The following is a 13,746-nucleotide window of genomic DNA, read 5'->3' as shown; positions in this document are numbered from 1 at the left end:
CTATGGAGAAAAGAAATACGCCCTTTTTGAAGCAGAAAAAAGATCATCAGCAAAATATTCTTCTCGTCTTTTTGTCCGATACATATACCTATCTGCAAGGTCAAGCTCTGTTATTGACACGATTGTTGTCTGCTGGTGTGATCCTCGCCGGGCTTGGTATATTCTTTGCCTCGATGCCCGTTCGATACGCCCAGCTGCTCTTGATTGCTCAGAAAAATCAGAGTAGTTTGCAGCTGCTTGGTTTCTCTCACGCTGCCTTCGCCAATGCTATTACAATAGCTGATGTCCTGAATATTCTCGGGTGTTCGAGCATTGCGGCCATCGTTTTCTGGCGTGTGTCGCGTGAATGGATCGCTATGTTCGTTGCTCTGGTACTTGTCATCTATAGCATATGGGTAACGCGACCGGTCGATTCGCTGGTGACGGCTAGCCCCGCTCTGCATGCCGCTATGGACTATTTCCGCGCCTTTGGACAGATCTTTACGCTGCTCTTTGGCTATCTCTTTCCCAGCGGTCGCTTTGTGCCGCGCTGGACCCGCTGGTTGGCACTGCTCTGGATTATTGCCACGCTGATCTGGCTCTGGTTTCCCGCAGTACCTTTAAATATGATTCATACTCCTCTGCAACTTCCCCTTCCCGTCTTTTTGCTCTTTCTGGCCTGGCTTGGCACCGGCCTCTTCTCTCAGATTTATCGGTATGTCTACATCTCCACTCCTATTCAGCGTCAGCAAACGAAATGGGTGATGTTCGGAGCGACGGCTTCTCTGCTGGGTTATATCGCCTTTTTCTTGCCCGGACTGCTGTTCCGACCATTCTATGAGCCTGGGACTACTCGCATTCTCTATATTTTGATCGGCGTGCCTGTGTACTACGTTTTTGCTCTGTTGTTGCCGTTGTCGATAGGCTTTTCAATCATGCGCTATCGACTCTGGGATATCGATATCCTCATCAACCGCACGCTTGTCTATAGCTTGCTGACCGGCCTGCTTTTCCTGGTCTACCTTGCCCTGGTGATCACGTTACAGCTTCTCTTGAGTGGTGTAACCGCAGGATCAACTGTCGCTGAAGTTGGCTCGACGCTGGTAACGGCGGCTCTTTTCCAGCCTCTACGCCGCGCACTACAATCTCTGATTGATCGGCGCTTCTATCGTCAAAAATATAACGCGACCCGCGCATTGGCTGCGTTTAGTTCAACATTGCGTCAGGAGATCGATCTGGAGCAGTTGCGGGAGAGGTTGGTTGTGGTTGTGGAAGAGACAATGTTGCCAGATCATGTTTCGCTCTGGTTGCGGCGGCCTCGCAGCAAAAATAAGACGATATCAGATGTACATGATACGCTCTGATATCGCTTTGCTTTCTATAAACGGGCAATAAGGCTGTTATGCCGAAACCGGCCCCCATTCGGCCTGGCTTCTATCACGTTTTAGCTCGAATATATTTGGTTGCTGGAGTGCCCAGAGCGTATAGTCCCAGAGATCGGCAGCCTCTTCTCCCTGAGGGACTGTGTTGATGATCGGGCCGTAAAAGCCTACGTTGGAGCCTTCTAGTGCAATAGTTGGCACGCCAAAGGCATGATAGCGTTTTACCGCCTCTTCATGGTCATTGAGCACATCTTGAATGGTGCTTTCATCGTTGAGCGCGGTCTCCACAAAGTCTGCACCAAACCCAGCCTCTTGTGCCACTTTCTCGACCCCTTCACGCTGGCGAATGCTTTCTTTGCGTCCATGAGCCGCGTTTCCCAGGGCAACATAGAGCTTTTCGATGGCCTCATTCCCTTTTTGCCGTCGCGCAAGGGCCAGGGTACGTAGAGCAGCCCAACCGAAGCCATTCACATAATCGGGTTCCACCCCTTCTTTGCGGTTGACGACTTCGAGGCTAAATAAGCGCCATTGGATCGTGACGGGGCGAGTATTACGCGTCTCGCGTACCCATAGAGCTGTTCGCCAGGCCAGCGGACACTGAGGGTCGAAATGAAAATTGATCGTGACAGGCTTTGTTGTGTCTTTTACAGCCATGTATTGCTTTCCTCCCTGGTGCTTTTCACTTGCACATCTCAATCAGGGTGTGCTTCACAAAGTATAGCTTCTAACAAAAATAGGATACGTTGAGGGACAGGAACATGTCAAGTTTGTCCGGGGAACTATCAGGGCAGTGCGTAGTTAAAATGTACATAGTCGATTTATAGAAATTTCGCCATCGTTTTTGAGGATTGTCCATTGTTGTTATATGCTACAGGCGTTGGCTCTCTCACGACGAGAAATGTACCAATGAAAAGGTTGCGCAATGGGCGCGTGTTAATGCATATATTGTTGTTCTCGATGGCCACCATAACCAGGAGGTAGAGCATGTCTAAGAAGTCCTGGGTGCTTGTTTTCGTCTCTGTTCTTGCGCTATCTGTGATCGTTGTATCGTTTCTAGGGTATCGCTTTCGATCTGAGCGTCTGACGGCTGAGGCGCAATCGGGCTGTAAAGGTCAACCTGGCACTGTGCGTGGAAAGGATTGCTCTGTGAGGATACTGGTTTTTTCCAAAACGGGTGCGTTTCGTCATGCGTCTATCCCTGATGGGATTGCAGCATTGCGCAAACTTGCTGCCGAAAAAGCCGTTACTGCTGATTTTAGCGAAGATGCAGCGCTGTTCACCGATGCCAATTTAGCGCGTTACAATGCGGTTGTTTTTCTGCTCACCTCTGGAGAGATCCTCAATGATGAGCAGCAGGCAGCTTTTGAGCGTTATATTCGGGCAGGAGGAGGCTATGCGGGCGTGCATTCAGCCACCGATACAGAGTATAAATGGGCATGGTATGGCAAGCTCGTTGGCGCGTATTTTCGCAATCATCCGCATACTCAATCAGCGACGGTGGATGTGATCGACCATCATCACCCTTCGACCTCTACGCTACCTGAACATTGGACCAGAACCGACGAGTGGTACAATTTTGCTACGAATCCCCGCGATAGCGTTCACGTACTCATGACGGTCGATGAAAAAACGTATCAAGGGGGCAATATGGGAGCGTTTCATCCTATCGCCTGGTATCATCAATATGATGGTGGGCGAGCCTGGTATACAGCGTTGGGGCATACATCAGAGAGCTATAAAGACCCTCTATTTTTGCAACATCTTTGGGGAGGTGTTATGTATGCCGCTGGAGCCGCTGCTTGAGTATGCTGGAGCGTTTGATAGAAGAAGAGAGGGTACATCGTCCGAAAATGTACCCTCTCTTTGTTGGTGTTGTGTTTAGATGCGCCATTTCCCCATATCGAGATGGGTTGTAGAGAATGCTTTCAGGAAAGCGCCAGTTTGTGCTATGACTTTGATGAGCAAGGGGAGCAGCAAATAAGCAAAGGTGAAGGTCCAGTAAACGACATACAGGGCGCGAGATTGATCGAGACGTTGTGGCTGGACAAAGGGATACCACAGCGCACTGAAATCGGGCGTATAGTGGCAGAGCAGTTCCAGGCGTCCACTGTTGACCATACAGAGCGGAATTGCTGTTGCTTGGGCGCTGTAGACGGCCCCATCCAGGCCGATCCAGAAGGAGAGGCAGAGAATTCCCAGCGTCAAGAGATTGATGGGTAGTGATGCACTATCCTTATAGTGCAAACGTAGCGCCAGGGCAAACGAGGCAGGAAGTGAGGCGATGAGGAAAAAGCGTGGCCCCCAGTACAGTCCTCCATACCATGACCACCAGTTGGAGTAGATGAGGATCAGCCCGACCAGGAAGAATATCCACAGCAGATATGCTCGATAGAGTTGTAGCTTCTCTTTCTTTTCAATCTTTAGCAAGGTTTTGCGGACTGGCAGGAGCAGGCCGGGAGCGAAAAAGAAGATACCCTTGCCAAATGAGAACAGGATGGAGAGCAGGCCAAAGAAGAAGGGATAGTGAAAGCCAACCAGACCCGAATAGGGCATGACCGTATGCGCGCCGCTATCATGCTCATAACCGCTGGCAAAAGGGCTGCCACGTCGAATCCATGACTCGGCCATAATCAAACCAGCTGCCCCCACTATAATCAGAATGTAGCGCAGGCGCTTGCTATCGAGCAGTTGTTTCCCAATCATACAGATCAGCCCCACGAGCGCTGCTGGTGTGTTGGCAACACCTATTATGATCGCTCCCCAGCCAACGAGCGAGGTTGAACTGAGCAACAGGGCCAGTATGCCCACGCCAACGAGCAGAGCCGTAAACACTTCTCCATAATACGCTGTGACGTTCATGCTAAACATCGAGGCTGCCAGCAGAATGATGAGAAATTTACGCAACAGGTGGCGATCTATGCGGTTTTTTAATAGCAGATAGATACAGAGCAGACCGCAGGCAAAGACGAACTGATTATATTGTGAGATCATCTGGAGCGGCGTGGAGAGCCACTTGCCCAGATACCAGAAAGGGATGGAGAAAAGCGGGCCGATCAACGAATATTGGGAATAGGGTCCGTCTTTGATGTCGCCATGAGTCAGTAAGGCTGTCAGAGCGAGAAAACGCTTCTTGCCATCCCCATACATGCCATGATTTAAGAGCAACGTCATCGCCACCAATCCGATGACGATCAACGCCGTTTCAATAATTGCCTGTATCCGTTTATATGGTAATGCTTGTTCAGCAGGCATATCCTTTGCTTGCAAGTCTTCCATCAGGGTTTGGTCACTTTCTCGTTGTTTCCAGCGGAAACTGTGGAAATGTTTGTTCCATCGTGTTGTTTTGTGTTATTACTCTTATCTTGTCGTAATGTACGCAATGTTCCTGTGAGCCACCAGATTGCACCCGCAGTAAGGATAACTAATAGTGGCTCAATTGGTGCGCGGAAACGCATACTGCCGTAAAAGGCTATATTTACTCCTATTGTGAGTAAAAGGATCAGGTAGATGACGAGCAGATCTAAACGTTTCTTCCAGGTCGTTGCGAGTCCCAATGTTGCCAGTGCGATGATCACTATCGGCATGTATTGTATGAGATTCCAGGCAATTTTGGACGAGGTGCGGTCAGGAAATTCTCTGAATGGTAGCCCTTCTTCAGAAGTGTAGGGTTTCCAGGTATTGATGAAGTGGAGGCTGAGCAGATAGGGCATAGAGGAGAGGTGCGTGTCTATCCAGTGGAGTGCGTAGCCTCTGTTCTCGTTTTCTCCCATATAGCTTGGGTGTGCTGAGCGCGGAATGGGTGGGCGTATGCGATTGCCCGGCACCCACATGCCCAGTAGTTCAGGATCGGTGAGCGCCGTATCGTTGTAAACTCCCGCGAGAACGACGCCGCTGCCAGTCGCAACGGGAATAAAGATATGGGCAACGCGATAATTGCGTATCGTCCAGGGAGCGAGCAACCCGGCTGTTATCAGGGCAATAATCAGTATAGCTCTGACCACTGTACGCCAGGGGATGATCTTGGCGCGGATGACGATAATACCCCAGACGCAGACCATGCCAAGAGCAAAAAAGCCATTTGGTCGCGTTAACGAGGCCAGAGCGAGGCTGAGACCGCTGTAGACGGCCCAACGGAGGAGACCAGTGCGTTGCAGAAGGTAGAGCGTGTAGGCGAAGGCCATCAGGCAAAAAGTATAGAGCGTTTCTGTATAGAGCCAGCCAGTGTAGATAAAGAGGCCAGCGTATAGCGCCGCCAGTATTCCGGCAATCAGGCCAATCCGTTGGTTAAAAATATCTCTGGCAAGAAGGTAAACGATGACGCATGTTCCAGCATCGATTAAGCAAAAAAAGAGGCGGGCATAGAAATTTATTGGGCCAGTGACGGCGTAAATGATAGCGATAATAAACGACCAGAGCGGTGCGCGATCTGTGGTGGGTGTGTGTCCAACCAGGCAAAAGCAATGTTCGCCCAACAGATTTTTCGCAATCGTGTCGTAATAGCGGGCATCATATGCTGGAAAGTAGCCGCGAGCAACGGTGACGTTATAAACCAGGCGGACCAGCAATGCCAGACAAAAGATAGTTATAATCGGTGCATATGTGCGTAAACGTCTCATGCAGCAAATATCTCTTTTTCGTGTGAAGTGCGGGATAATACCTACCACTTAAACGAGTGGTGTGCTTGTAGGTAACGATTTAGGCACAAGTTTGGCCGAACGGTTGTTAACGATTCCTCTTCCGAATATATGCCCTTATAGTTAATTCCACATGTGTGGGTTGTCATTTAACCAATGGGTTTTGCAAAATCTGTAAGCCTATGCTTCCGTTTTCCTACTGCAAGACCATGCTTCCCAGCATCTCTCCAAAATAATGAGAGAAGTGGGTACTCCATCTTTTGCTTTCATTGCTTATCCACATGGACCATGCATGTTACAATGGGGTCACAAACTAATGCACTATCATTGGAGGGAACTTCATGCTGCTTACTCTCACTACGACACATCAGCCAGCAACTGACCTGGGCTACCTGCTGCACAAAAATCCGGCGCGCGTGCAGTCGTTCCTGCTGGCATACGGCACTGCGCATATCTTCTATCCCGAGGCCAGTGTTCGACGCTGCACGGCGGCGCTGTTGCTCGACATCGATCCCATCCAACTTGTGCGGCGCAAAGGCGAAGCACTCTCGCTTGAGCAATACGTTAATGACCGCCCCTATGCCGCCTCCTCATTCCTCAGCGTCGCCCTGGCGCAGACGATGGGAACAGCCCTCAATGGGCACTGCGCCCAGCGCCCAGAGTTGGTGAATACACCGCTGCCCCTGGAGGCAACAATTTCCGTAGTGAAGTGCCGGGGCGGCGAAGCTTTTCTGCGCCGCCTCTTCGAGCCGTTGGCCTACACCGTGACCATCACACCTCATGTGCTGGATGAGGAGTTTCCTGCGTGGGGTATGAGCCACTACTACACTATCACGCTTACACAGTGCTGCCGGTTAAGCGAACTGCTCAATCACCTCTACGTCCTGATCCCCGTCCTCGACGATGAGAAGCACTATTGGATCGGCGACGATGAGGTAGAGAAGTTGCTGCGGCGCGGCCGCGGCTGGCTGGAGACACATCCTGAGCGCGATCACATCACCTCGCGTTACCTCAAACACCAGCGCAGCCTTGTGCGCGAGGCCATCGCACGTCTCGTTACCGAAGAGGAGAGTGAGTCGGAAGAGAGCGGCGATCCTGAAAGTGACGATGAGGTGCCTACTGCAGCAGGCACCGAGGCCGCACAGGAGCAGCACCAGAGCCTGCACACGCTGCGCCTGCATACGGTGCTCTCTCTCCTGCGCGAGAGTAACGCCAGGAGCGTTCTCGATCTGGGCTGTGGGGAGGGAAAGTTGCTCAAGCTTCTGCTGCAGGAGAAGCAGTTCGAGCGCATCGTTGGCATGGATGTCTCCTATCGCACGCTGGAGATCGCGCAGCGCCGCCTGCGTCTAGAGCGCCTGCCGTCAAAGCAGCGCGAGCGCGTCACTCTCATTCACGGCGCGCTGACCTATCGTGATAAGCGCCTGCAAGGCTTCGATGCTGCTGCCGCGACCGAAGTCATCGAGCATCTTGACCCGCCGCGCCTCTCCGCCTTCGAGCGTGTCATCTTTGAGTGCGCTAGGCCGGGGATGGTCGTCGTCACCACACCCAATGCCGAATACAACGTCAATTATGCCACGCTTCCGGAGGGGAGGCTGCGCCACGCCGATCATCGCTTCGAGTGGTCACGGGCGGAATTTCAGACGTGGGGACAACGCATCGCCAGGCAATACGGCTACAGCGTGCGCTTTTTCCCGATCGGGGCACAAGATGAGACACACGGCTCACCCTCACAAGCGGTAATGTTCTCGAAGGAGCAAGACGCATGAAGATCACGATTCCGGAACTGTCGCTGGTAGTGCTGATCGGCCCCTCTGGTTCCGGCAAGTCTACCTTTGCGCGCACCCACTTCAAGCCGACCGAGGTTTTGTCGTCTGACACTTATCGCGGCCTGGTCTCTGACGACGAAAACGACCAGTCTGCCACAAAGGATGCCTTCGCTGTGCTGCATTTTATTGCCGCCAAACGGCTGGCTGCTGGTAAATTGACGGTGGTGGATGCCACCAATGTCCAGCCGGAGGATCGCAAGCCGCTCATCGCTCTGGCGCGCGAATACCATGCGCTGACGACGGCGATCATCTTTAACTTGCCCGAGGCAATCTGCCATACACGCAACCAGCAACGCCCCGACCGTGATTTCGGTCCACATGTCGTGCGCCGGCAGGCAGCGCAGATGCATCGCTCGCTTGCCGGACTACGCCGAGAGGGATTCCATGCCACGTACGTTCTCACGACTCTGCAGGAGGTCGAGGAAGCCAAAGTCGAGCGCCAGCCGCTGTGGTGCAATCTCAAGCATGAGCACGGCCCTTTCGACATCATCGGTGACGTACATGGCTGCTACGACGAATTGTGTGCGCTGCTGGAGCAGCTTGGCTACGGCATCGAGACGAGAGAGAAGCCGGATGGGCAGGGCAAGGTTTGGCATCCCGAAGGGCGTAAAGTGATCTTTTTGGGCGATCTGGTGGATCGTGGGTCTGACTCACCGGGCGTGCTGCGGCTCGTCATGGATATGGTCGCTGGTGGTCAGGCGCTGTGCGTGCCAGGGAATCATGACATGAAATTGCTCAAGAAATTGCAAGGCAAAAAGGTTTCGATCACGCATGGTCTCGCTGAGACGCTGGCGCAGATGGAGTCACAGCCGCTGGCTTTTCGCTCCCAGGTCGAGCAGTTTCTTGATGCGTTGGTCAGTCATTATGTGTTAGACGACGGCAAGTTGGTCGTGGCTCACGCTGGTATGAAGGAGACGATGCAGGGACGGGGCTCGCGTGCGGTACGCGACTTCGCCCTGTATGGCGAAACGACGGGCGAGACCGACGAATTCGGCCTGCCTGTGCGCTACAACTGGGCGGCAGAATATCGGGGGCGCGCGATGGTCGTCTACGGTCACACCCCCGTTCCTGAACCTGAGTGGCTCAATCGTACGCTCAATATCGATACGGGCTGCGTCTTTGGTGGACAACTCACGGCCCTGCGCTATCCAGAAAAAGAGCTCGTTTCCGTCCCCACCAAGCGTGTCTATTGCGAGCCTGCGCGGCCCCTCACGGTTCCCCAAGAGCAGCGGCCGCGACTCACGGCCCAGCAGCAGCACGACGACCTCCTTGATATTGAGGATGTGACGGGCAAGCGCCTGCTCACCACGCGACTGCAGCGCACGATCACGATCCGCCAGGAGAACGCCAGCGCCGCCCTGGAAGTAATGAGCCGCTTCGCTGCCGATCCTCGCTGGCTCATCTACCTGCCGCCCACGATGTCGCCATGCGAGACGAGCCAGGAGCCAGGGATGCTGGAGCATCCCGCCGAAGCGTTCGCTTATTATCGGCAAGAGGGCATCGCACAGGTGATCTGCGAAGAGAAGCACATGGGTTCGCGTGTCGTAGTGATTGTCTGCCGTAATGAGGATGCCGCGCGGCGGTGTTTTGGCACCATGGGTCAAGGTTGCGGCATCTGCTACACACGTACCGGGCGCCGTTTCTTCGATGATGCCGCCCTCGAAGCTGCGCTGCTGGAAAGAGTGCGCATCGCCTGCGAACGGGCGGGATGGTGGGAGCGATTTGCGACCGACTGGCTCTGCCTGGATGCCGAACTGATGCCCTGGTCGGTCAAGGCGCAATCCCTCCTGCTCCAGCAATACGCTGCTGTCGGCGCCGCCGCGCACACTGTTCTTGATGATGCTGTGGCGGCCTTGACGCAGGCAGCCCAGCACAAAAGCGAGGCCGAGGCGCTGCGAGAGATCTATTGCCAGCGCCAGCAACTGGCGCGCCAGTACGTCACGGCGTATCGTCGCTACTGCTGGCACGTGAGTTCCATCGACGATCTTAGGTTGGCACCATTTCACCTGCTGGCGACGCAGGACGCAGTCCACACAGACAAGCCTCACATCTGGCATATGGAACGGCTTTCGGAACTCTGCCGTGCCGACGAGGCACTGCTCTTGGCAACAGCCTGCAAGGTCATCACGGTCAACGATGACGAGAGCGTGGCCGAGGGGATTGCATGGTGGCGGGAACTGACGGACCACGGCGGCGAAGGCATGGTCGTCAAACCCGCTGACTTTATTGCGCACGGCAAACATGGCCTGCTCCAGCCGGCCGTCAAGTGCCGCGGTCGGGAATACCTACGTATCATCTACGGGCCGACCTATGACCTGCCGGAGAACCTGGCACGGCTGCGCCAGCGCAGTCTGAGCGGAAAACGCAGTCTGGCGCGACGCGAGTTCGCCCTGGGCATCGAAGCGCTGGAACGCTTCGTCGCTGGCGAACCGCTACGCCGTGTGCATGAATGCGTCTTCGGTGTCCTGGCGCTGGAGAGTGAGCCGGTCGATCCTCGGCTGTGAAAATTGACAAGAGTGTAACCGATAGTTCTCTGACCAACCGTGACGTTTTCAGATGAGTGAGATGATGGGGAAGAAGGGAAGATGAGAATTGATTTTTTAAAGCGGGGAAGATATCAATTATCTTTCTCCGCTTTAAAGTCTGTATTATGCTTTTTGAGTTGCCTCGCTTTGTTGGATTGTTTCCGAAGAAGGATGCGCTGATGGGCGAGGTTCAGGGCGGCGCGTTTGACGCCAGAAGAGAACGCCAGCGACGAGCAAGTATATCACATAGCCTCCAACCTGAAGGATGGTTGGATTGTCCGAATAGCCTAGGAAGGTATGCAGGATATAACCCGGGCCGTCCAATTCGCTGAGAATATCGCTTGTACTCCACAATGCTGGCGTGAAGGGAAGCCAGCCGAGACCTTGCAGGCTTTCTATCGCGTTGCTCAACAGACCAGCTGACAGCACGATGAGCAGCAGGCCCATCACACGGAAGAAAATGCGGTAGTTCAATCGATAGCCACCGCCATAGACCAGCACCCCAAGAATAACTGCTGCCAGCGTACCAGCCAGACCGCCGATGATAAACGAGAAGCCGTCGCTCTGGAATATGAAGGCCAGCGAGAAAATCACTGTTTCTACTCCCTCGCGCCCGACTGTGCTGAAGGCGAGCAGACCCAGCGCAAAGCCTGACGTGGCAGTGCTGGCCTTTTCTAGCATCTCTTTCTTCATCGTCCGACTATGTTGTTGCATCCAGAAGGTCATCCAGGTCAGGATGATTACCGCGACGACGAAAGTGATCGCTTTAAAGACCAGCAGAAATTGCTGCATGGCTCCCGCCGTTAGATAAAGGATGACTCCCAGCGCAATCGAGGCCAGGACCGCCAGAAAGACGCCCATCCAGACGGCAAGCATGTGTTTTGTCTGTCCCAGCTGGCGTAATACTGCCATGAGGATGCCGACGATCAGACTGGCTTCCAGTCCTTCGCGCAAGAAGAGGATAAATGCTGCAATCATAGAAACCTCGTAACTAGCGAACAAATAGCGTTTCGCCCACAAAGCTGCCCTGGGCTGCTCCGGGAGGACAGGCAAAGATAGCGCTACTGGTATGTGTAATGTATTCGTTCAGGAGGTCGTTGCGGGCGAGTTGCGTCTGCAACGGCACAAATTGTTTGCGGGGATCGCGCTGGTAGGCAATAAAGAAGAGGCCAGCGTCAAGCTCGCCGGTGATGCTATCCATCCCATCAGTATAGGAGTAGCCCCGGCGCAAGATTTTGATCGTTCCATCGCCGATCGCGAGCCGAACGTGAGCATTGGTGTCGATCAGCAGCTTGCCTTTCCCGTCTTTTGCGTTCAAATCAACGGCATCAAACTCTTCTTTTTTGCCGAACGCAGCTCCGCTGATTTTATGTCGTCCGAACACTTCCTCTTGCCCTTGAAGATGTTCGCGATCCCACGATTCAAGGTGCATGCGGATGCGTCGTGTGACCACGTAGCTGCCTCCACGCATCCATGTTGGCTGGTCGTTCGCGCCTACCCAGATGTGTTGATCCATCAAGCTTGCGTCTTCGCTCTTCAAGTTGTTTGTGCCATCTTTGAAGCCCATCAAGTTGCGTGGCGTCTCCTGTCCTTTGCTGGTGCTGGCTGTGCGATTGAAGCCAAGCTGCGACCAGCGCATCACGGCCAGTCCACGTGCCAGACGCGCGAGATTGCGTACGGCATGGAAGGCAACCTGGGGATTATCGGCGCATGCCTGAACGCAGAGATCTCCATTGCTCCGTTGCGGTTGCAATGCGTCGCCCATCATGGGGGGAATATCGATCAGGGCAGCTGGCCGTTGATTTGTTATGCCGTAACGGTCTTTACCATCCTTGATAAAGAGCGTTGGGCCGAAGCCGATAGTGATGGTGAGGTTTTCGGCTCCATGCCCCAATGCTTCGCCTGTATCTGCAGGAGGTGCCAGGGGAGGTGTTGTATCCTCTCCCAGCGGGTGCCCACTCATCATGGTTGCAGCCGCGTTGGACCAGATCATCAGCAAACTGCGTACCGCTGCACGGTCATTGGTGAGCAGATCAAAGGATGCGAAATGCAGGTGTTCCTGCGATGGTGTGACGATACCTGACTGATGAGCGCCATAAAATGGGATGGCTGTCCCTGTACTCTTCCTGGCAGGAGTTGCCGCCACATCCTGCGCTGTTTTGAGCGCATAACCACCACCAACCAGGGCCACTCCTGCACCGGCGACTCCTGTACTGACGAGCAGAGTGCGCCGCGTGAGCCGTTTACCCATATGCTTCAATCCCTTTTAGCTCTGTGGCAGGTTTACTGCGACTTTTGAAAGCGCTTCCGCTACTGTATTAATGGCATTGGCTATGTTGTGTTTATCCTGAGTGGTCAGCTTGTCGTAAGGGACGAAACCGTCGCCGCTACGGAAGGGCCGCAGTGTGGTTTCTACCTGTTGAAATTTCGCCTGGATATCTTGATATTGCGCCGGGTTTTTCTCGGTTAAGAAGTTCTTGAAGACGATGAACGCCGCCTGCGATCCTTCCACATTGGAGGAGAGGTCATAGAGGTCGGTATGTGAGTAACGATCCTCTTCACCCTGGATTTTGCTATGTGAGGCCTCGTTGAGCAACTCGACGGCTCCATCGATGATATCGATCGGTTTGAGTTCGAGCTTGTCAACGCCCTGGTCAAGCGCCTTCACGTCGCCGAGTAGTTGTTGGGTGTATTTCTCCAGGCCTTTTGTTGTGTTGTCTACCCATAGAGATTTTTCGATACGGTGAAAACCAGTCCACTGTGCGTTGGGTACATCGCCTTCGCGTGCATCCAGGCGTGGGTCCAGGTCTCCTAATGCGCTGGCGATAGGCTCAATGCGCTCGTAGCCTTCGCGCGCTTTGCCGTACATGTCTTTTGCTTTCTGCATATCGCCAGCATTAATGGCATCGACAAATGCCTGAGTATTTGTTAGCAGACGACCAGTCTGAAGCTTGACATAGTCTCGATACGAGGTGACGGCGCTCTGGATGTTTGGCGCGACCGTCGCGGTTGCTTTAGCTTCATTGGTTGCCTGCTGACCGCTGAAGGCTCCTTGCATGCCCTGACTGACATACAACTCATCATACATCTTGTAAGAGCGCTTCTGGGGAGTGATGGTAAATGTTGCCTTGCTTCCCGGCTGGAGCGTTGTTTCAGCCGTTAGCCCGAGAATCTCGACGATATGAACGTTACTGCCTTTGTTCACGAATGTCACTGCGACCGGTTGTTCGGGCGTAACATTAATGTTCTGGGGATCGAAATAATTGTCGTGAACGTTGACTGTGATAGCTGTAGATTTGGATGTGTCGCTTTTTGTGGCCTGGCTGTTCTGGCCGCCACAGGCTGTGAGCAACAATCCAATACATACAAGAAAAAGTACACCCTTGAGTACCCGCATAAT

10 protein-coding genes are annotated in these 13,746 nt (G+C 53.6%); 4 read left to right on the top strand and 6 right to left on the bottom strand.

The features are described from left to right. The first annotated feature begins 26 nt into the window (after positions 1-26). Complete coding sequence (locus K3T83_RS06820; protein WP_220202217.1) at positions 27-1,343, top strand: hypothetical protein; 1,317 nt, start codon at positions 27-29, stop codon at positions 1,341-1,343. A gap of 36 nt (positions 1,344-1,379) precedes the next feature. On the opposite strand, the gene K3T83_RS06815 is transcribed toward K3T83_RS06820, so the two are convergent. Continuing rightward, positions 1,380-2,015, bottom strand: coding sequence for a mycothiol-dependent nitroreductase Rv2466c family protein (locus K3T83_RS06815; protein WP_220202216.1), 636 nt, complete (start codon positions 2,013-2,015; stop codon positions 1,380-1,382). A gap of 330 nt (positions 2,016-2,345) precedes the next feature. Here K3T83_RS06815 and K3T83_RS06810 point away from each other — a divergent pair, with 330 nt between their 5' ends. After that, positions 2,346-3,164: a ThuA domain-containing protein gene (locus K3T83_RS06810; protein ID WP_220202215.1), complete on the top strand. Its 819-nt coding sequence runs from the start codon at positions 2,346-2,348 to the stop codon at positions 3,162-3,164. Between the two features lie 75 nt (positions 3,165-3,239). Here the strand turns inward: K3T83_RS06810 and K3T83_RS06805 are convergent, their stop codons facing one another. Together K3T83_RS06805 and K3T83_RS06800 are read right to left on the bottom strand one after the other, a co-directional pair. Continuing rightward, positions 3,240-4,637 carry a hypothetical protein gene (locus tag K3T83_RS06805; protein ID WP_220202214.1) on the bottom strand — a complete coding sequence of 466 codons (1,398 nt, stop codon included), beginning with the start codon at positions 4,635-4,637 and terminating at the stop codon, positions 3,240-3,242. Further along, a complete protein-coding gene (locus K3T83_RS06800) occupies positions 4,637-5,977 on the bottom strand; it encodes an ArnT family glycosyltransferase (protein ID WP_220202213.1) in 1,341 nt (446 codons plus the stop codon). Before K3T83_RS06800 ends, K3T83_RS06805 begins: the two co-directional genes overlap by 1 nt. A 359-nt stretch (positions 5,978-6,336) precedes the next feature. On the opposite strand from K3T83_RS06800, the gene K3T83_RS06795 reads away from it, so the two are divergent. Then, on the top strand, positions 6,337-7,761 hold the full coding sequence (locus K3T83_RS06795) for a 3' terminal RNA ribose 2'-O-methyltransferase Hen1 (RefSeq protein ID WP_220202212.1): 1,425 nt from the start codon (positions 6,337-6,339) through the stop codon (positions 7,759-7,761). Then, positions 7,758-10,325: a polynucleotide kinase-phosphatase gene (locus tag K3T83_RS06790; RefSeq protein ID WP_220202211.1), complete on the top strand. Its 2,568-nt coding sequence runs from the start codon at positions 7,758-7,760 to the stop codon at positions 10,323-10,325. The genes K3T83_RS06795 and K3T83_RS06790 overlap by 4 nt, the downstream gene beginning before the upstream one ends. 144 nt (positions 10,326-10,469) lie before the next feature. Here the strand turns inward: K3T83_RS06790 and K3T83_RS06785 are convergent, their stop codons facing one another. The 3 genes from K3T83_RS06785 to efeO are packed head-to-tail and all read right to left on the bottom strand — an operon-like array spanning position 10,470 to position 13,743. Next, complete coding sequence (locus tag K3T83_RS06785) at positions 10,470-11,324, bottom strand: FTR1 family iron permease (protein ID WP_220202210.1); 855 nt, start codon at positions 11,322-11,324, stop codon at positions 10,470-10,472. Between the two features lie 13 nt (positions 11,325-11,337). Further along, complete coding sequence (gene efeB / locus K3T83_RS06780) at positions 11,338-12,597, bottom strand: iron uptake transporter deferrochelatase/peroxidase subunit (protein ID WP_220202209.1); 1,260 nt, start codon at positions 12,595-12,597, stop codon at positions 11,338-11,340. Positions 12,598-12,612: 15 nt separating this feature from the next. Further along, entirely contained in the window at positions 12,613-13,743 is a 1,131-nt protein-coding gene (gene efeO / locus K3T83_RS06775) for an iron uptake system protein EfeO (protein ID WP_220202208.1), read from the bottom strand. Positions 13,744-13,746: the final 3 nt, after the last annotated feature.

Source organism: Reticulibacter mediterranei, from assembly GCF_016587455.1.
Note: the sequence above shows the minus strand (reverse complement) of the source record. Positions and strands in the feature narration are given on the sequence as shown.

Excerpts from the sequence above, each read along its gene's own strand:
- K3T83_RS06795 (WP_220202212.1), top strand. The coding sequence starts at position 6,337 with ATGCTGCTTACTCTCACTACGACACATCAGCCAGCAACTGACCTGGGC.
- efeO (WP_220202208.1), bottom strand. The coding sequence starts at position 13,743 with ATGCGGGTACTCAAGGGTGTACTTTTTCTTGTATGTATTGGATTGTTG.
- K3T83_RS06785 (WP_220202210.1), bottom strand. The coding sequence starts at position 11,324 with ATGATTGCAGCATTTATCCTCTTCTTGCGCGAAGGACTGGAAGCCAGT.
- K3T83_RS06810 (WP_220202215.1), top strand. The coding sequence starts at position 2,346 with ATGTCTAAGAAGTCCTGGGTGCTTGTTTTCGTCTCTGTTCTTGCGCTA.
- K3T83_RS06790 (WP_220202211.1), top strand. The coding sequence starts at position 7,758 with ATGAAGATCACGATTCCGGAACTGTCGCTGGTAGTGCTGATCGGCCCC.
- efeB (WP_220202209.1), bottom strand. The coding sequence starts at position 12,597 with ATGGGTAAACGGCTCACGCGGCGCACTCTGCTCGTCAGTACAGGAGTC.
- K3T83_RS06815 (WP_220202216.1), bottom strand. The coding sequence starts at position 2,015 with ATGGCTGTAAAAGACACAACAAAGCCTGTCACGATCAATTTTCATTTC.
- K3T83_RS06805 (WP_220202214.1), bottom strand. The coding sequence starts at position 4,637 with ATGGAAGACTTGCAAGCAAAGGATATGCCTGCTGAACAAGCATTACCA.
- K3T83_RS06800 (WP_220202213.1), bottom strand. The coding sequence starts at position 5,977 with ATGAGACGTTTACGCACATATGCACCGATTATAACTATCTTTTGTCTG.